Genomic DNA, 18,361 nt, shown 5'->3' with positions numbered 1-18,361 from the left:
GGTTGAGCGCCCCGGCTCGGTGCCCCGACGCCATCAAGACGTCTGGCGGCCCGAGCGGAATGCCGGCCTGCGCCGCGCCGGCGGCCTGACCCATGCCCGCCGCCGCGCCCCCGGCCAGCAGCGCGGCCCACATCGCGCGACGGCCGCGCGCGATCGTTCGATTCATCCTCATCGTGTTGTTGTCCTTGATTTATGCAAATCGGTCGAAACCAGCGACGCAGTATGCCAGTCGCGGCGCGCGCCGCGGCGTATCGCGCACGGGACGATCCGCGCCACCTCGACGCCCGCCACGCCATCCGCGCCCGCCCTGCGCAGCCCGGCCTTCGCGCATCGGCTCGGCGGCCTCGCCGCGGCACGAGCCGCGCGTTCGTGCGAGCCACGGGCGCGGCACCGCAACACATGAAAAAACCTAATCGACTCATGAATTAATGCCACTGTTTCCAACGAGGCCGCCGTCTTATCATCGCTACCACTTTCAAACTTCGCCGCCGTACGCGAGCCGCCAACGGGACTGACACGCCAACGCCCATCGGTTGCGCCAGGCGCACACAAGATGAGCGCACATGAAGCCGTCACCGTCGCCTCGCTGGTCGCTGCATTGGAGCGCGACGACGAATCGTGCTGGGCGCTCTACGAAGAAATCGGCCGGATCGCCGCGGCGCGCTGGCTGAAGCACGACCGGATCGCGTTGATGGAGGTCGCCTGCGCCTGGGTGAAGAGCGCCGACGCGCAAGGCGCGCTCGCCGATTCCTGGCCCGACGCGAGCGATCACCGCGAGATCGAGCAGCGTGCGGAGGCGGCGGACGCCGATCTGTTCGCTCGTATCGAAGCCGCGCTGTGAGCGGGCCCACGCGCCGCTTCCGCCCCACGGAAGCTCGGAGAATATTGGCGGCGCGGCAACCATGCCGAGCCGATTCGCACGGTATCGGGCCGGCTTGAACGCATTGCAACAGGCACTCGACGAACGGCGCTTCGTCTGCGTGCTGGAGATCGTCCCTCACCCCGCCACGCCGCGGCTGGCTGCGCTCGAACGCATCGTGCAGCGCGGGCATCTGGCGGGCGGGCCGCTGCTGCCGGCCTTCGCCGATCGCGTGGGCCATCACGCCGACATGAGCCCGCTGGCAGGCGCCGATGCCCTGGGCGCGCCCGCCTCGTCGCTGCTGCACTTTTCGGGCAAGGACCGCGAGCGTGCGGACTTGCTGCGTCAGATGGAATCGATGCAGGGACGAGGCCTGAAGCAATTGCTGCTGCTCAGCGGCGATCGCCTGCCCGGCCACCAGCCTGGCCAGGCGCCCGTGCGCTATCTGGAATCGGTGCCCGCGCTGCGGATCGCCCGCGAACACGGCCCGGACTGGCTGCTGGGCGCGGCGCTGAATCCGTTCAAATATCGCGAGGAAGAAGGCGGCGCGCAGTATCTGAAGGCCGAGAAGAAGCTGCTGGCCGGCGCCGATTTTCTTACCCTGCAGTTGGGCTTCGACGCCGCCAAGCATCGCGAGGCGCAGGCCTGGATGCGCGCCCAGCCTCGCGCGAAACCCATGCTGGCCTGCGTGATGAAACTGAACGCCAGACGCGCGGATCTTCTGCAGGGCGTGCCCGGCGTCATCGTCACCGAATCCATGCACGCGTTCCTGGCCAGAGAGCGGCAGATCTCGCAGGCCGTGGCCGAGGCACGCAGCCTCCAGCGTCTGGCGTTGCAGATCGTGGGCCTGGAATGGATGGGCTATGCCGGCGTGCATCTGTCCGGCGTGCATGCCCTGGACGAACTGATCGCGTTGGAAGACGCGATCGCCGAGCAGCGCGACAGCATCCGTTCGTTGACCGAATGGCACGCGCGATGGCAGGCGAGCTGGCACATGCCGGGCGCGTCGCCGGTGGCCTTCGCGCCCGTGCTCGACGCCTGGGAAAGGGGCCGCTCCGACGTGGCCGCCACGCGCCGCGAGCGGCTGCGATACACGTTGCTGTCGAAGCTGCACGATCAACTGTTCGATCGCGGCGGATGGCTCGGCCAAGCGTTCGGCTGGGCCGTGACGCGGCCGGTCTGGAAGACCGGCCTGGGCGCGCAGGCGCTGCATGCCGCCGAACGCGCGGTCAAACGGCCGCTGGTCGGCTGCGATACCTGCGGCAGTTGCCGTTTGCAGGACACGCTCTACGTGTGCCCGGAAACCTGCCCCAAAGGCCTGGCGAACGGCCCCTGCGGCGGCACCCGGCTCAATCGCTGCGAATTCGGCGATCGGGAGTGCGTGCACGGCGTCAAATACCGGATCGCCAAATCGGCCGATCAACTGGCCGTGCTGGCGCAGACGCTGATTCCCGGCATCGAAGCGGGCGAGCGGCACCGCAGTTCCTGGCCCGAATGGTTCGAAACGGAAGATTCGCCGCACGACCCCGAACCGGATCGCGAGACCTGAGCGCCGGCCCGATGGCGGCCGGCGCAGCGCTCACACCGCGTCGTGCACGGCGAGGTTGCAGTACTGCCCCTTGAAATACAGCAACGGCTGCGCGGCCACCGCCGCCGGCACGTCGAGCGCCTTCACCTCGCCGATCACGATCAGGTGATCGCCTGCTTCGTATTCCGCATGAAGCTCGCAGTCGAGCCAATGCAGGCTGCCGGCGATGATCGGATTCCCGAGCGGCGAGGCCCGCCATGCCACGCCGTGCCACTTGTCCGTGCCGCGCCGCGCGAATTGGTTCGAGATCCCGATTTGTTCGTCCGACAGGATATTGACGACGAAACGCCCCGCCCGCCGGATCTTCGGGTAGCTGGCCGAGCCGGACATCACGTTGAACGACACCAGCGGCGGGCGCATCGACACGCTATGGAACGACTGGCAGGTGAAGCCGATCGGCTCGCCGTCGACGTGCGACGCGATCACCGTGATACCGGATGCGTAGTGGCCGAGCGCGTCGCGAAAGCGCAAGGGATCGATGGCAGTACTGAGAAGTGACATGGTGGCGAAGAGAAGGCGGATGACATGCGAGCCGAGTTCGTATCCGGGCCGCGACTGCCGGGGTGCGCTGTCGCGCCCCGGCAATCGTGGCCCGGCGGATCGCGGCCGGTTCCCCGGGAATCGCGTCCGCGTTCAACGCGAAATCAGTTCGAGAGTTCGTTTCGAACGATTTCCGCGCCGGCGCTCAAGGCTTCCAGCTTGCCTCGGGCGATCGCACGCGACAGCGGAGCCATGCCGCAGTTGGTGCACGGGTAGAGCTTGTCGGCATCGACGAACTGCAGCGCCTTGCGCAGCGTGTTGGCCACTTCGTCCGGCGTTTCGATGGTATTGGAGGCCACGTCGATCGCACCCACCATCACCTTCTTGCCGCGGATCAGTTCGATCAGCTCCATCCGCACGTGGGAGTTGTGGCATTCCAGCGAAACCATGCCGATGCTCGATTGCTGCAGCTTGGGGAACGCTTCCTCGTACTGCCGCCATTCCGATCCGAGCGTCTTCTTCCAATCGGTGTTGGCCTTGATGCCGTAGCCATAGCAGATATGCACGGCGGTTTCGCACTTGAGCCCTTCGATGGCCTTTTCCAGCGTGGCCACGCCCCACTCGTTGACTTCGTCGAAGAACACGTTGAACGCCGGTTCGTCGAACTGAATGATGTCGACGCCGGCGGCCTCGAGTTCCTTCGCTTCCTGATTCAGGATCTTGGCGAATTCCCAGGCCAGTTTCTCGCGGCTCTTGTAATGATCGTCGTACAGCGTATCGATCATCGTCATCGGGCCGGGCAGCGCCCACTTGATCGGCTGCTTGGTCTGCTGGCGCAGGTACTTGGCGTCCTCGACGAACACCGGCTTCTTGCGCGCCACCGCGCCCGCCACCGTCGGCACGCTCGCATCGTAGCGATCGCGAATCCGGACGGTCTTGCGGTGCTCGAAATTGACGCCGTCGAGGTGCTCGATGAACGTCGTCACGAAATGCTGACGCGTTTGCTCGCCGTCGCTGACGATATCGATGCCGGCATGTTGTTGCTCTTGCAACGACAATCGCAGCGCATCCTGCTTACCCTCGATCAAGCCCTCGTCCTGCAGCTTCCAGGGCGACCACAGCGTTTCGGGCTGCGCGAGCCAGGAGGGTTTGGGCAAACTGCCGGCGGTTGAAGTGGGCAACAGTTTCTTCACAATAGATGACCTTGTGTTTTGATTGATCAAAGCGCGCAGGTGGCGGACCACTGCTCGAGAACAGCCTGGTACGGCTTGATGAAATGCGCCTCGGCGAACTTGCCCTGCTCGATGGCCAGCCGGCTGCGTTCCTCCCGGTCGTAGACGATCCGGGTCAACGAGAAATCCTGGTGCTTCAGGCTCGGTTGATAGGATTTCCCCGCGGCGGAATTGGCGTTGTAGATCTCGGGCCGGTAAATCTTCTGGAACGTATCCATCGTGCTGATGGTGCCGATCAGTTCGAGATCGCTGTAATCGCCGAGCAGATCGCCCGTGAAATAGAACGCCAGCGGCGCGACGCTGTTCGGCGGCATGAAGTAACGCACCTTCAGGCCCATTTTCTTGAAGTATTCGTCGGTCATCGAATATTCGTCCTGCTGGTATTCGATGCCGAGCACCGGGTGCTGATTGGCCGTGCGGTGATACGTCTTGCTGCTCGACACGCTCAGGCAAATGACCGGCTGCTTCTTGAAGTTGGCCTTGTAGACATCCGAGCTCACGAAGCTCTTGAACAGCTTGCCGTGCAGATCGCCGAAATCCTCGGGCGCGCTGAATCCGGCGCGGTTCTTGTTGTGCTCGAGCAGCAGCACGCTGAAATCGTAATCGCGCACGTAGGACGAGAAATTATTCCCGACGATGCCTTCGATGCGCTCGCCGGTCACGCGATCGACGATGCTCGTCTTCAGCACTTCGATCAACGGCAGCGCATGCTCGCCGCTTTCGCCATCGACGCTCATTTCAACGGAAATGATTTCGAGGTTGACGCTGTAACGGTCGCCCTTCGGATTATCCCAATGCGCCAGGGCATTGAAGCGGTTGTCGATCATCCTGAAGGTATTGCGCAAATTTTCCTGACGGCTCTCCCCTCTCGCCAGATTGGCGAAATTGGTGGTGATACGCGTGCTTTCGGCCGGACGATAATCCTCGTCGAAGCGAATGCTCTTGATGGAAAATTTGAAGTCGTTGCTCATTTTGATCCTGCGCCCTGATTTTTTGAATGAAATGCGCCGGCGGTACATCCGGCGCATTTCACGGAATCCGTGATTCGGCAAATCTTAAGTCAGGCCATCCATGAAAAAAAGTGAAATTACTTCATCGAACCATTAGATTCGTTCATGAACTGATGCCCATGCTGCTTGGCTAGCCGCGTCGAATCGGCCGCCCGGCCAAGCGCGCGCGCTCGGCCCTGCGCCGAAGCGCGGCGACCGAGAGGCAAGCGGTGCGGGTTGGCTGTTGGCGTGACGACGAACTCAGGGCTCGATCGCCGAGTCGTCGTCGCCGTAGAATTTCACGCCGAGCTGAATGCGCTCGCGGCCGCTTTCCACGCGATGCCGATTGGTATCGCGCAGCGAATACACGCAGCCGCAATATTCCTGTTGGTAGAAGTTTTCGCGCTTGCTGATTTCGATCATCCGCGCCGAGCCGCCGCCTTTGCGCCAGTTGTATTCCCAATACAGCATGCCGGGATAATGCGAGGCCGCGCGCACACCGCAATCGTTGATTTGCTGCATGTTCTTCCAGCGCGAAATACCCAATGAGCTGGTAATCACGGGAAACCCGTGTTCATGCGCATACAACGCGGTGCGTTCGAATCGCATATCGAAACACATGGTGCAGCGAATCCCGCGTTCCGGTTCGTTTTCCATGCCCTTGGCACGCTCGAACCAGTTATCGCGGTCGTAATCGGCGTCGATGAACGGAATTCCGAATTGTTCGGCAAACCGGATATTTTCCTGTTTGCGTAATTCGTATTCCTTCAACGGGTGGATATTCGGGTTGTAGAAGAAGATCGTGAAATCGATGCCGGACGCCTGCATGGCTTCCATCACTTCGCCCGAGCACGGCGCGCAGCAGGAATGCAGCAGCACGTTCTTGTGCCCGCCCGGTAAAGCCAATGGCTTGCGTTCGATCGTGGATGCCATGAGACGTGCCGTGGAAAACGCCCGCGTTCGTCGAACTGGGCAAACCCGGATTGTCGCCTTCGCGGCGGGCGGATGAACAGCGATAAGTTTTCATGTTTCCATGAATGCCGCTCATGGACGGCCGCCGCGACGCCTCACGCCACCCCGTGCCGTTTCGCCTGGTCGATGAAGGCGCGCAGGTAGTCGATCCCCACGTCCGCCTCGCGCGCGCCCAGGTAGATGTGCTTGGCGATACCGTGTTCGCCCAGACGCACCGGCACCACATCCATCTTGTCGGCATATTCGAGCACCAGCCAGCGCGGCAGCGCCGCCACGCCGCGGCCGCTGGCCACCATCTGCAGCATGATGTCGGTGGTTTCGATCGGCTTGTGGCGCTTGGGCGCGATGCCCGCCGGCGTGAGGAACATGCTGTAGATATCGAGGCGGTCGATCGGCACCGGATAGGTGACCAGCACTTCGTTGCTCAACTGCTTCGGCGCGATGTAGTGCTCCTTGGCCAGCTTGTGGTTGCCGGCCACCACCAGCACCTGCTCGTAGTCGAACACCGGTTCGAATATCAGGCCGGGCTTGTCGAGCGGATCGGGCGTGACCAGCAGATCGATCTCGTAGCCGAACAGCGCGCCGATGCCGCCGAACTGGAATTTCTGTTTGACGTCCACGTCCACGTCCGGCCACGCGGCCAGATACGGCGACACGACTTTCAACAGCCATTGGTAACACGGGTGGCATTCCATGCCGATGCGCAGCGCGCCCCGCTCGCCCTGCGCGAACTGCCGCAGCCGTTCTTCGGCCAGATTCAGTTGCGGCAGCACGCGGTTGGCCACCGCCAGCAGGTATTGGCCGGCCTGCGTGAGGCGCAGGCTGCGGCCTTCGCGCAGCCAGATATCGGTGCCGAGCTGCTGCTCCAGCTTCTTCATGCTGTGGCTCAGGGCCGATTGGGTGACGTGCAGCACGCCGGCGGCCGCGGTCAGCGAGCCTTGCCTTTCCACCTCCTGCACGATGGACAAGTGAATACGATCAAGCATGATAAATGAATGAAATTCATGATCTATTGAGATTCATAGATATTACTTCATCACTCGCGATCGCGGCGGCGTGCCTCGGGCCATCGTCGCGATGGCCTCGAACAGCGCGAGATTCAGCCGTTTGAGTTCGTGGCTGGTGGGCATGGGTTGCGCCGAGAACTTGGCGATCACCGTCTCGCTCGTCGGGTCGACGTAGAGCCACTGGCCGTGAATGCCGATGGCGAAGCACGCGCTGTCGGCGCCGCCCGTGCGATACCACTTGTTGCGGTACCGTCCGTCGGGCAGCCAATCGGCGAAGCTGCCGTTGCGCCAGGCCTCGACGCTGCCGCCGTCGAGCGTGTCGTCGATCCACGCGCGCGGGACGATCCGCCGCCCGTCGATTGCGCCGCCCTGCCGCACGAGTTCGCCGATCCGCGCGAGATCGCGGATGGCCATGCACAGGCCGCCGCCCGAACGGGCCGTGCCGGCGATGTCCACCGTCACGCAGCCGTCGGCGCGCAGGCCGAGCGGCTGCCACAACCGGGCGGACGCGAAATCCGCGTAGCGCTGGCCCGATGCGCGCTCGATCACGAGGCCGAGCACGTCGGAATTGGGCGAACAGTAATGGAACGGGCCGCCGTGCTCGCCCGCGCCCTTGGGTAACGCCGCCAGCAGATCGATCACGGTTTCCCGCGGCTCGCCGTCGCGCCGCGGATCCCACAGGCCGGCGCGGCGGTATCGGGCATAGAGGCCGTGCGGATCGAGATAATCCTCGTCGAACGCGAGACTCGTACGCATGTCGAGCACGTGCCGCACGCGCGCGTCGCCGAACGCCGACGGCGCCAGCTCCGGCACGTAGTGCGCGACGGGCGCATCCGGGTCGAGCCGCCCCTCGCCGTGCAGGACGCCCGCGAGCAGCCCCGCGACCGATTTGCTGGCCGAAAACAGGATATGGCGGCTTTGCAGCGTGAAGTTCGGCGCGAGCCAGTCGGCGACGACGCGCCCCGCGCGCATCACGGTCAAGCCGTCGGTGCAGGTGTCGCGCAGGATCGCCTCCACCGTGCGCGGCTCGCCGTCGATCGTCAGCGTTTCGCGGGCCAGCGCGCCGGCATCCACCGGCGCCGTTTCGGCGAGGCCGGATGCGGCGGCGATGCGCGCCGCCGGAATCACCTCGTGCAGGTGGCGAAAGGCCCAGACATTCCACGGCGCGTCGCGCCAGTTGTCCTGGCGCACCGCGTCGCGGCGAAATCCGTACTCCTGTTCGAATCGGGAAGGCGTCATGAGCTGTGAATGGAGATCAGTGAATGTGCCGCAGGAAATCGCGAAAGCGCTCGCTGGGCGGCGCGCGGAGCAACTGCGACGGCTCGCCGTCGTGCACGAGCCGGCCCGCTTCCATGAACAGCAGCCGCGTGCCCACCCGCTGCGCGAACCCCATCTCGTGCGTGACGACGACCATCGTCATGCCCTCCGCCGCGAGCGTCTGCATGACCTTGAGCACTTCCTCGCGCAGCTCGGGATCGAGCGCGGAAGTCGGTTCGTCGAACAGCATCAGCTTCGGCTGGATCGCCAGCGCGCGCGCGATCGCGACGCGCTGCTGCTGGCCGCCCGAAAGCTGCGACGGATAGTGGTTCATCCGTTCGGCCAGGCCCACCTTGCGCAGCAGCGTGCGCGCGATGTCGCCGGCCTCGGCGCGCGACTTGCCGCGCGCGCGGATCGGCCCGAACATCACGTTCTGCAGCGCCGTCAGGTTCGGGAACAGGTTGAACTGCTGGAACACCATGCCCGCCTCGAGCCGGATGCGCCGCACGTCGCGCGTGCTGCCCAGCACGCTGATGCCGTCCACGCGCAGGTCGCCGCCGCTGAGCGTTTCGAGCCCGTTGATACAGCGCAGCATGGTGGATTTGCCCGAACCGGACGGGCCGACGATCACCACCACTTCGCCGCGCTCGACCGCGAGATCGAGCGGATGCAGCACGAGGTGCTGCCCGAACCGTTTCGATGCCTGCTGGAATTCGATCATGCTCATCTCAGGCGGACTCTCCGTTCAAGTACTCGCAAGCCCAGCGCGAGCAGGCTGATCACGAGCAGATAGATGCAGGCCACGGCGGTCCAGATTTCCACCGCGCGAAAATTCTCGGCCATGATTTCCTGGCCGCGCCGCGTCAGTTCGCCCACGCCGATCACGAGGAAGATCGACGTGTCCTTCACCAGGTTCACGAACTGGTTGCCCATCGCCGGCAGCGCGCGCCGCATCGCGATCGGCGCGATCACGTGGGCGAGCACGCGATGAAACGGCAGGCCCATCGCGAGCCCGGCCTCCCGCAGCCCGCCGGGCACGGCGTCGAGCGCGCCGCGCACGATCTCGGCGTGGTAGGCGCCCGCGTTGACGATCAGCGTGATGATCGCGGCGGTGGTCCCGCCGATCCGCACGTTGATCATGATCGGCAGCGCGAAGTAGACGAACATCACCTGCACGACGATCGGCGTGCCGCGGATCAGCGCGACGTACAACTGCGCGGGCAGGCGCGCGGCGCGCCCGCCGTAGGTCAGCGCCACGCCCGCGAGCACGCCGAGCACGAGACCGCCGGCGAGGCCCGCCAGCGCGATCAGCACGGTCAGCCGAAGGCCCTGCATCAGATCGGGCAATGCGGCCAGCATGGCCGCCCAGTCGAAGTTCATTCCGAGCGCGCTCCAAACCACTTGCGGTTCAATGCATCGAGCCGTCCGTCGGCCTTCATGGCGGCGAGCTGCTGATTGGCCGCGGCCACCAGCGGGCTGCCCTTGCGGAAGCCGATTCCGACGTCGAGCCCTTCCAGCGGCGGCTGCACGACGCGCACCTTGCCCTTGCCCGCGGTGTTCGCGTAGTAGAGCAGGAGCGGCTTGTCGTACACCACGGCATCGGTGCGGCCCGCCAGCAGCGCGAGCAGCGCATTGTTGATGCTCGGCAGCTGGTCGATCGTCGCGTCCTTGAAGTGCTCCCGGATATACCCCACCGCCACGGTGCCGGTTTCGGTGCCGATGCGCTTGCCGGCGAGATCGGCGGGCGAGCGGATGCTGGTGTTGTCGATGCGGGTGACCGAGATCAGCCCGCTCTTGTAGTAAGGCATCGAGAAATCGATCACCTTCTGGCGTTCCGGCTTGATGAAGAGCTGCGACACGATCGCGTCCAGATTGCCGGTCTGCAAGGCCGGCAGCAGCGCGCCGAACTCCATCGGCTGCAGGCGCCAGGTGCGCTTCATCCCCTTGGCCAGCTCGGCCCAGACTTCGACGTCGAAGCCGGAATAGCCGCTGCCGTCCTTGTAGGCGAACGGCGGCGCACCGACGTTCGAGCCGATCACGAGCGCCGCGTCGTCCGCGCGCGCCGCGCGGGACAACATGGCGACGGGCGCCGCGGCAAGGCCGAGTTGCAAAAGTTGACGACGATTCATGGTCTTCTCCACGTTGGGTGGTCGTTGCGGGTCGGGTGTGCCGATCGATGGCGGACGGGATGTCAGGCGGGCCGGGACGTGTTCCGTCCCGCCGGTTCGATGTGGCCGTCGCCGGGCCGGCGCGCCAGCGCGACGACCAGCTCGATCTCGAGCAGCGCGCCATCCGGCAACCCGGCGACGCCGACAGCCGATCGCGCATGGCGGCCGCGCGCGCCGAACAGCGCGTGCAGGAGCGTCGAGGCCTCGTCGAGCACGCGCCCGTGGTACGCGAAGCCGGCCGCGGCATGAACGAAGCCGCGCAGGAACAGCGTGCGATCGAAGCCGTGCGAGGCCGGCATCTCGGCCTTCAGCGCCGCGAGCGCGCGCAGCACGCAGGTGTGCGCGGCGTGCCGGATCGTCTCGGGCGGCGTCGTGTCGCTCGCCGGGCCGGCGATCACGCCGCCGTCGATCCGGCACACCTGGCCGCTGACGTAGGCCAGATCGTCGTGAATCACGACGCGCTCGTAGGCGCCGCGCGGCGCGGGCGCCTCGGGCAGCGCGAGGCCGAGCCGCGCGAGCCGGTGCGCCAGATCGGGCGTCATGACGGCGACCCCGGCTGCGTTTCGGCGCTTTCGACCGGTTCGATCCCGACGCGTCCGCCGAGCCAGCAGCCGTCCGGCGCGCCGCGTCGATCGCCGTCGGCGAAACTGAAACGCACGGCGATCTGCGACGGGCGCCGCATCGCGCGGCCCTGACGAATGGTGATCGTTCGATCGGATGCGTCGACCGCACCGTTGGCGAGCAATCCGAACGACAGCGCCGACGCCGCGATGCCGGTGGCCGCGTCCTCGGGATACCCCGAGGCGCGCGGGAACTGCCGCGCATCGAAGATGGCCCGCGTCGCGTCGAAGGCGGCATACGGGTAGAGCCCGGTCGAGCCGATGTCCGCGCACAGCGCCTCGATCCGATCGAAGCGCGGCTGCAGCGCGTCGAGATCGGCGACGCTGGCGAGCGGGATCAAGGTCTTCACGCGGCTGGTGCAGGCGTTCTGGATCGGCAACGGCGCCAGTTGCGCCTCGGCGATGCCGAGCACGTCGAGAATGGCGCGTCGCGTGCGCCGATCGTCCAGCGCTTCGACGCTGCCCGCCGGCTGCGAGATCTCGACCGCCGCGCCGTCGTCCGATTCGCCGGCGATGCGTGCGCGCACCGGGCCGCTGCGCGTCAGGAGGCGCAGCGAGTCGCGCCGCAGGCGGCCGTGGCGGTGCAGCAGCCAGACCGCGCCGACGGTGGCGTGGCCGCACATCGACATCTCGTGGTTCGGCACCCAGAAGCGCAATTCGAAGTCGCAGCCCGAATCGGCCGGCGCCGGCATGACGAAGCCGCTCTCGTGGCCGTAACGTTGCGCGACCGCCTGCATCCCGGCATCGGTCATGCCCTCGGCATCGATCACGATGGGCGCGGGGTTGCCGCCGCCGGGCGCGGCGGCGAAGACGTGGACGAGTTCGACTGCGTGGTGCTGGGTCATGGTGCCGTGCGCCCCGCCGACCGGGGCCTGAATTTCCATCCGTTCAGGTTACGGAAATCCCTATCGCGGCGCGCGTCCCGGCGGGCCGGGCCACTTGATCGAACGGGCCATGCCGTGCCAGCGGCCGGTTTTTGTACTGCTATGCTGCGCGGAACGGATTCGTGCCCTTATTCGGGTCGAATGGGAGATCAGTGATGCTGCGTTCGTTCAACGAGGTCAGCCGGCCGGCGGACCCATCCCTGCTCGTCACCGCGGGTGACGGCTGCGCGACGCTCACCGGACGCGGCAGCTACGCCATGCCGTGGCATTGGCACGACTGCCTGATGTTCATCCTGCCGAGCCTCGGCGCGGTCGAGATCCGGCACGAAGACCGGCGCGCCGGGATCTGGCTGTCGCAGGACCGCTTCGCGGTGATGCCCGCCGAGCATGCGCACCAGACGCGCGCGGCCTGCGCGCCCCACACGCATGTCGCGCTCTACGTGACGCCCGACGCGCTGCGCAGGCTGGATACCGGCGTCGGATCGCTCGATGCGTTTCGGCGACGCACGCGCAAACCCATCCTGCTGCGCAAATCCGCCGCGATCCGCAATCTGCAGGATCTGTCGCTGCGCGCCGACCTGGGCGCGTACGGCAACGAGGCAACGCGCCAGGCGCTGGCGGCGGCGCTGCTGATGCAGTGCATCGGCGAGGTCATTTCGGGGCAGGAGGAGTCGGGGCGGTCGCCCGCGGAACACGGCATGGCGCTGGTCGCCGACATCGAGGCCTACGTGACGTCGCACGTGGACCGGGACATCCCGCTCGATGCGCTCGAACAGCGCTTCGGCGCATCGCGCCGGCATATCACGCGCCTGTTTCGGGAGCGGACGGGGCTGTCGATCGGCGAATTCCAGCAGCGCGTGCGTTACCGGATCGCATGCGAGTTGCTGACGCAAACCGATCTGCCGATCGGCGAGGTGGCGTTCCGCGTCGGCTTCGCGAGCGGCGCGGCGCTGGCGCACGCGATGCGGCGGGTCGGCGGGCATTCGCCGTCGGAATTGCGGGGGAAGGCGAAGGGGCGCGTCGCGGGGCGGGCGGCCGGCATGTGACCTGGCCACCCGGCATGTCTACCGCGCATCGGCGCGAACCGCCCGATAGACGGCGATCCGGTTCGACTCGATCTGTTCGGTGACGCGATAGCTCGTGCCCGACGCGATACGGATGTCCCACTGCTTGGCGGCCTGCCCCGCATGCGCGTTGAACGCGCGATCCGGCACGGATTCCATGCGATCGTAGCGATACAGCTTGTAGTTCACCCCCGCCTCCAGCCCCGACACCTCGACCGTCAGGGTCAGGGGGATGGCCGGCGGACGCTGGCCCGAGCCGGCGGCGATGTCCGGCGTCTCGTCGTTGCGGCTGACCGCCACCCGCACCGGGACGGTTTCGCGATCCTCGTCCGCCACGCCGGTGATGGCGATACCGTAATGGGCGCCCTGTTTCGCCAGCGAATACGGGCCGGCCGAGCGCGCATTGGCCTGCGCGCGGCTTTTCTGGAACGCGTCGAAGGTCTCGCTGAACAGATAGGTCGGCCGGCCCGCCGGCGCCCACAGGCCGTTGTCGCTGAACTGCACGCGATCCTCGCCCGAATACGGCGCGCCCGGCGCGAAGCCGTTCCTCGATGCGATGCCCACTACCGGCACGATATGGTCGTATTCGGGGTCGCCGGCGCGAGCGTCGTCGGAACCGTCGAAAGCCTGATGGTTCGTGTACACGCCGATCAGGACCGGATAATCGCGGGCCACGTTGCGCTTCACCCACGTCAGGAAGCTGGCGGCATCCGCGCCCTCGCCGTCATGCCATGCGATCGACTTCAGATGCATCCCCGCCGCCGCCGCCGCGTCATTCACGCCGAGCAGGAGCTGGCTGCTGCTCCGGTATTGCGGCGTGGTCGGGCTGGCGATGGCGCGCGCATCGTACTGGGACATGTACTGTCCGTAATACAGACCCGCCGACAGCATGGCGACCTCGCCGCAATAGCCGAAGTTCTCTCGCCATTGCAGACGCGGCGGGATATCGAGCCGTTTCGGCTGCAACGCCGGACGGACGGCCGATGGCGTGGACGGATTCGGTATATCGCCGGCCTGGGCGGCGGCAGGCAGCCATGCGATGAAGGCGAGGAAACTCGCGCGGCTCGCGGCGCGGACTGTTTTCGTGTCGATCATCCCGGCCCTGTTTCTCGTCGAAAGATGGCGGCGCGCAGCCGTCTCCGAAATTCGTGCGGCCCTCGACACGCCGCGGCGGTCAGGTTAGCGCCGCCGCGCCGCGGCATGTGTCGTCTTTTGTTCGCGCGCGTGCAGAGATGTATCGGCCGTGTGCGCGGGCCTGACCGCATCATGCATCGTGCAAAAAAGCTTCGCGCGCCTTTTGCATGCCGGACGCCGAATCCGTTCCGCCATCGGTTTCCAGCGTCGTCCGAAGCCGCGGAGCGACGATGTCCGCTGACGATCGGAAACAACCAACGATCTGCACGATTCGTGGACGATTCCGGATCCCTGCATTGCTCGCCGGCCGATCGAGCAAGCTTGACGCTCGAATTCGATCTACCGGCGCCGAATAAAAAAAAGCCCGGTCATTGACCGGGCCCAAGAGAGCTGCGCCGTTTCGATGGATGGCTGCCGTAGTCCTACAGGCCATCCCTCTCCGTCAACACGACTCCCACCGTTACAGTGCGTACATCGGGTGCGATTATGAGCCGCCGATGCTTAAGCCATACTTAAAGCGCCCGCGCGCGCCCCGCGACACCTCCGCCCTCCCCGCATCGGACATTCGACCGATACCGCCGCCCCGCCACGCACGCGATCCTGACGCCTTCGACGGCACGTTGCCGCGCAAACATCGGCAGCCTCGCCGCAGCGGGCGCCGATCGCGAGACTATCTTGAACCATTCGACGATTCATCCGGGCTGGGTTCGCGCGTTCCACTGGATCAACGCCGCGTCGGTCGTGCTCATGTGCATGAGCGGCTGGCAGGTGTATAACGCGTCGCCGCTGTTCGACGCCATCCGCTTCCCCACGGCCATCACGCTGGGCGGCTGGCTCGGCGGCGCGCTGCAATGGCACTTCGCGGTGATGTGGCTGCTGGTGGCCAACTTCGCCGCCTATCTGGCGCTCGGCCTGCTGACCGGGCGGCTGCACCGCACGCTGCTGCCGCTGAACCCGCGCGCGGTCGCCGCCGACCTGTGGGCCGCCCTGCGCGGCAAGCTCGGCCACGCCGATCCGCGCCGCTACAACGCGGTGCAGAAGCTCGCTTATTGGCTGGTGATCGCCGACATCGCGCTCGTGATCCTGTCCGGCCTGACGATCTGGAAGCCCGTGCAGTTCCCGCTGCTGCGCACGCTGATGGGCGGCTACGACACGGCGCGCATCGTGCACTTCGCCGCGATGAGCGGGCTGGCGGCGTTCTTCGTCATCCATATCGCCATGGTGGCGCTCGTGCCGCGCTCGCTGCTGACGATGATCCGGGGCCGCTGATGATCCGCACGAAACCACCCGCGCCCGCGCTCGACGCGGCCTCCATCGTCAAGGACGCCCATAACGCATTGACGTCCGAATCGCGACGCCTGTTCGGCAAGCGGATCCTGAGCCTCGGCGGCCTCGCGCTGCTGACGGGCTGCAGCCCGACCGACGGCGCCTCGATCGAAGCCATGCTGCGCAAGGTGTCCACGCTCAACGACCGGGCGCAGGCGCTGCTGTTCGATCCGGGCAAGCTCGCGCCGACCTACCCCGATTCGATGATCACGCGGCCGTTCCCGTTCAACGCGTTCTACGACATCGATCAGGTGCCGGACGTGGACGCCGCCAGCTACCGGCTCGAACTGACGGGGCTCGTGAAAGGCCAGCGCAGTTGGACGCTGCGCGAGCTGAACGCGCTGCCGCAGCACAGCCAGGTCACGCGCCACATCTGCATCGAAGGCTGGAGCGCGATCGGCAAATGGGGCGGCGTGCGCTTCGCCGATTTCCTGCTGCTGGCCGGCGCGGACACCACGGCGAAATACGTCGCGCTGCATTGCGCCGACAACTACTGGACCAGCATCGACATGCCCACGGCGCTGCATCCGCAAACGCAGCTCACGCTGTCCTACGACGGCCAGGTGCTGCCGCCCAAGTACGGATTCCCGATGAAATTGCGGATGCCGACCAAGCTCGGCTACAAGAACGCGAAACACATCGTCGGCATCGCGATCACCAACGCCTTTCCCGGCGGTTACTGGGAAAACCAGGGCTACAACTGGTTCGGCGGATCCTGACCGATTCGCCTCGCCAGCCTTTTCCATCGCATTACCCTCGGAGTCCTTATGTCCTTCCGTATCAAGCTGGCCGCTTCCGTCGTGGCCCTCACGCTGGCCGGTAGCGCCTTCGCGCAAACCCCGGCGGCGAAGCCGCAACGGATCCGCGGCGAAGTCGTCTCGCTCGCCGACAACACGCTGACCGTCCATCGCAAGAGCGGCGACACGGTCGCGCTCAAGCTGGCCGACGCGTCGCAGGTGAACGCCGTCAAGGCGATCCAGCTCTCCGACATCAAGCCCGGTTCCTACGTGGGCGCGGCCGCGATGCCCGGCCCGGACGGCAAGCTCGTCGCCAAGGAAGTGCTGGTGTTCCCCGAGGCCGCGCGCGGCATGGGCGAAGGCCATCATCCGTGGGATCTCGGCGCGAACAGCTCGATGACCAACGCGAACGTGGACACGGTCGTGCAGGGCACCAACGGCCGCGATCTGAAGCTGTCGTACAAGGGCGGCAACAACACCGTGACGGTGCCGACCACCGCGCCGGTCGTCACGCTGATCCCCGCCACGCGCGCCGACCTGACGGCCGGCAAGAAGGTGTTCGTGGTGGCCGCGCCCGCCAAGAGCGGCGGCGGCTACGACGCGCAATTCGTCGTGGTCGAAAAGGACGGCGTCGCGCCGCCGATGTAATCGCGTCGGGCGGCCTGCGTGCACGATCCGGCACGATGCCGCCCGCAGCTCGACAGCGAATAACGAACAACGAACACGAGGAATCCGCCTTGACGCTTTCGCGAACCACGATCGAGCAACGCCTCGCGCTCGTCGAAGACAAGCTCGCGATCTACGACCTGATCGCCGCGCACCCGTTGAGCGCCGACACGGGCTACGGCCCGTTCTTCTCGTCGCTCTACACGGAAGACGCCGCGTTCGATCGCGGTACCGCCGCACCCGGTGCACTGGGTCGCGACAAGCTGATCGAACTCGTCGAGAGCGAGGCGCACGAGGCCGCGCTGTCCGGCGGCCTCGCGCATTTCGGCAACCTGCCGCGCATCGAACTGGACGGCGACACGGCCGTCGTCACGTCGTATCTGATGCTGGTGCGCTTCAACCGCAACGGCGCGGAAACGTTGCTGCCGAACCATGGCCTGTCGCGCGGCCACGAGATTTTCCGCGTGCTGGTCAATCGCTGGGAAGCCGTGCGAACGGAAGCCGGATGGCGCATCCGGTCGCGCAAGCTGTTCCCGATGGACGGCACGCCGCCGGCGCGCAAGCTGCTCTACGAGACCGTGTCGCGCTGACGATTCGTCAGCGCTTCTAAGCTTCGCTTAAGCCGACTGTGTGCATAGTGGATACCTGATTGAAAGAAATGTTCACGGGAGGTATCCATGACCCTGCGCCTGTTGCTGTCCGCCTTTGCCACCTTGTTCGCGCTCGGCGCAAGCTCGCTGCTGACCATCGCGCCCGGCGCACCGCTGCATGCCACGCTCGCATCGTCCGATTCGCCCGCCGCCCCGTGGCTGCCCGCGCGGCGCGAAGCCGGCGACGCGCCCTGAGCATCGCCTTCCGCCTTAAGCTTGCCTTCAGCTTCGGTTTCGTACGATCGCGAAACCCCTGCGGCGCGCCCACGCTGTTCCCATCCAGCGCCGCCAATGCAAGCGAATCGAAGGCATGTCACAGACTCCCTCCCCCCGCCGCACCGCCGATCTCCCGCCGCACGCCGGCGTTCTGAAAACCCTGTTCCTGCAAGCGCCGTCGTACGACGGCTTCGACGGCGGCGCCGGCTCGCGCTATCAGGCCAAGCGCGAAATCCGCTCGTTCTGGTATCCGACCTGGCTCGCGCAGCCCGCCGCGCTCGTGCCCGGCAGCCGCGTGCTCGACGCGCCGGCCGATGAATTGTCGGTGGAAGACACGCTGAAGATCGCCGTCGAATACGACCTCGTCATCATCCACACCAGCACCCCGTCGTTCCCCACCGACGCGAACTTCGCGCAGGACCTCAAGCAGCGCAAGCCTTCGGTGCTGGTCGGCATGGTGGGCGCGAAGGTGGCCGTCGATCCGCACAACTCGCTGACGGCCTCGGACGCGA

The 18,361-nt window shown here is 66.2% G+C and carries 20 protein-coding genes and 1 pseudogene; 9 read left to right on the top strand and 12 right to left on the bottom strand.

The genetic code is table 11. From position 1 onward, the window contains the following. Positions 1–553 precede the first annotated feature (553 nt). Together G3N92_RS18570 and G3N92_RS18565 are read left to right on the top strand one after the other, a co-directional pair. Positions 554–841, top strand: a complete 288-nt coding sequence (locus tag G3N92_RS18570; protein WP_206128992.1) for a hypothetical protein — start codon at positions 554–556, stop codon at positions 839–841. A gap of 94 nt (positions 842–935) precedes the next feature. After that, positions 936–2,408, top strand: coding sequence for a methylenetetrahydrofolate reductase C-terminal domain-containing protein (locus tag G3N92_RS18565; RefSeq protein ID WP_241014874.1), 1,473 nt, complete (start codon positions 936–938; stop codon positions 2,406–2,408). Positions 2,409–2,438: 30 nt separating this feature from the next. Here the strand turns inward: G3N92_RS18565 and G3N92_RS18560 are convergent, their stop codons facing one another. From G3N92_RS18560 to G3N92_RS18510, 11 genes are all read right to left on the bottom strand, one after another. Continuing rightward, positions 2,439–2,948, bottom strand: a complete 510-nt coding sequence (locus G3N92_RS18560; RefSeq protein WP_206128991.1) for a flavin reductase family protein — start codon at positions 2,946–2,948, stop codon at positions 2,439–2,441. A gap of 143 nt (positions 2,949–3,091) precedes the next feature. After that, positions 3,092–4,120, bottom strand: a complete 1,029-nt coding sequence (locus G3N92_RS18555; protein WP_206128990.1) for a methionine synthase — start codon at positions 4,118–4,120, stop codon at positions 3,092–3,094. 26 nt (positions 4,121–4,146) lie between these two features. Then, positions 4,147–5,130, bottom strand: coding sequence for a DUF1852 domain-containing protein (locus G3N92_RS18550; RefSeq protein ID WP_206128989.1), 984 nt, complete (start codon positions 5,128–5,130; stop codon positions 4,147–4,149). 279 nt (positions 5,131–5,409) lie between these two features. Then, positions 5,410–6,081, bottom strand: coding sequence for an epoxyqueuosine reductase QueH (locus G3N92_RS18545; protein ID WP_206128988.1), 672 nt, complete (start codon positions 6,079–6,081; stop codon positions 5,410–5,412). 134 nt (positions 6,082–6,215) lie between these two features. Further along, on the bottom strand, positions 6,216–7,106 hold the full coding sequence (locus G3N92_RS18540; RefSeq protein WP_206128987.1) for a LysR family transcriptional regulator: 891 nt from the start codon (positions 7,104–7,106) through the stop codon (positions 6,216–6,218). A gap of 42 nt (positions 7,107–7,148) precedes the next feature. Beyond that, complete coding sequence (locus tag G3N92_RS18535) at positions 7,149–8,366, bottom strand: serine hydrolase (protein WP_206128986.1); 1,218 nt, start codon at positions 8,364–8,366, stop codon at positions 7,149–7,151. A 16-nt stretch (positions 8,367–8,382) separates the two neighbouring features. Further along, complete coding sequence (glnQ, locus tag G3N92_RS18530; RefSeq protein ID WP_277396182.1) at positions 8,383–9,111, bottom strand: glutamine ABC transporter ATP-binding protein GlnQ; 729 nt, start codon at positions 9,109–9,111, stop codon at positions 8,383–8,385. Then, positions 9,108–9,764, bottom strand: coding sequence for a glutamine ABC transporter permease GlnP (gene glnP, locus G3N92_RS18525; protein WP_206128985.1), 657 nt, complete (start codon positions 9,762–9,764; stop codon positions 9,108–9,110). Before glnP ends, glnQ begins: the two co-directional genes overlap by 4 nt. After that, positions 9,761–10,513 carry a transporter substrate-binding domain-containing protein gene (locus tag G3N92_RS18520; RefSeq protein WP_206128984.1) on the bottom strand — a complete coding sequence of 251 codons (753 nt, stop codon included), beginning with the start codon at positions 10,511–10,513 and terminating at the stop codon, positions 9,761–9,763. Before G3N92_RS18520 ends, glnP begins: the two co-directional genes overlap by 4 nt. Positions 10,514–10,575: 62 nt before the next feature. Then, complete coding sequence (locus tag G3N92_RS18515) at positions 10,576–11,094, bottom strand: RidA family protein (RefSeq protein ID WP_206128983.1); 519 nt, start codon at positions 11,092–11,094, stop codon at positions 10,576–10,578. Beyond that, complete coding sequence (locus G3N92_RS18510; RefSeq protein WP_206128982.1) at positions 11,091–12,017, bottom strand: PhzF family phenazine biosynthesis isomerase; 927 nt, start codon at positions 12,015–12,017, stop codon at positions 11,091–11,093. The genes G3N92_RS18515 and G3N92_RS18510 overlap by 4 nt, the downstream gene beginning before the upstream one ends. Before the next feature lie 131 nt (positions 12,018–12,148). On the opposite strand from G3N92_RS18510, the gene G3N92_RS18505 reads away from it, so the two are divergent. After that, positions 12,149–13,102, top strand: a complete 954-nt coding sequence (locus G3N92_RS18505) for an AraC family transcriptional regulator (RefSeq protein ID WP_206128981.1) — start codon at positions 12,149–12,151, stop codon at positions 13,100–13,102. Between the two features lie 18 nt (positions 13,103–13,120). On the opposite strand, the gene G3N92_RS18500 is transcribed toward G3N92_RS18505, so the two are convergent. Then, a complete protein-coding gene (locus G3N92_RS18500; protein ID WP_206128980.1) occupies positions 13,121–14,215 on the bottom strand; it encodes a hypothetical protein in 1,095 nt (364 codons plus the stop codon). 714 nt (positions 14,216–14,929) lie between these two features. Here G3N92_RS18500 and G3N92_RS18495 point away from each other — a divergent pair. From G3N92_RS18495 to G3N92_RS18470, 6 genes and pseudogenes are all read left to right on the top strand, one after another. Beyond that, a complete protein-coding gene (locus G3N92_RS18495; protein WP_206128979.1) occupies positions 14,930–15,523 on the top strand; it encodes a cytochrome b/b6 domain-containing protein in 594 nt (197 codons plus the stop codon). Continuing rightward, the gene (locus G3N92_RS18490) at positions 15,523–16,299 is read left to right on the top strand and encodes a molybdopterin-dependent oxidoreductase (protein ID WP_206128978.1); all 777 of its coding nucleotides are present in this window, start codon (positions 15,523–15,525) and stop codon (positions 16,297–16,299) included. Before G3N92_RS18495 ends, G3N92_RS18490 begins: the two co-directional genes overlap by 1 nt. A gap of 48 nt (positions 16,300–16,347) precedes the next feature. Next, positions 16,348–16,965 (top strand): hypothetical protein, encoded by a 618-nt coding sequence (locus G3N92_RS18485; protein WP_206128977.1) that lies wholly within the window; start codon positions 16,348–16,350, stop codon positions 16,963–16,965. 89 nt (positions 16,966–17,054) lie between these two features. Then, positions 17,055–17,573 (top strand): nuclear transport factor 2 family protein, encoded by a 519-nt coding sequence (locus tag G3N92_RS18480; protein WP_241014872.1) that lies wholly within the window; start codon positions 17,055–17,057, stop codon positions 17,571–17,573. Positions 17,574–17,660: 87 nt separating this feature from the next. Beyond that, positions 17,661–17,828 carry a hypothetical protein gene (locus G3N92_RS18475; RefSeq protein ID WP_206128975.1) on the top strand — a complete coding sequence of 56 codons (168 nt, stop codon included), beginning with the start codon at positions 17,661–17,663 and terminating at the stop codon, positions 17,826–17,828. 172 nt (positions 17,829–18,000) lie between these two features. Then, positions 18,001–18,361: pseudogene (locus G3N92_RS18470) on the top strand (hopanoid biosynthesis associated radical SAM protein HpnJ); the annotation flags it as partial.

Origin of the sequence: Burkholderia sp. Ac-20379, assembly GCF_017104645.1 — a bacterium.
In the GTDB taxonomy this organism is placed as follows: domain Bacteria; phylum Pseudomonadota; class Gammaproteobacteria; order Burkholderiales; family Burkholderiaceae; genus Burkholderia.
The sequence above is the reverse complement of the archived record's forward strand: the minus strand, read 5'-3'. Positions and strand labels throughout refer to the sequence as shown.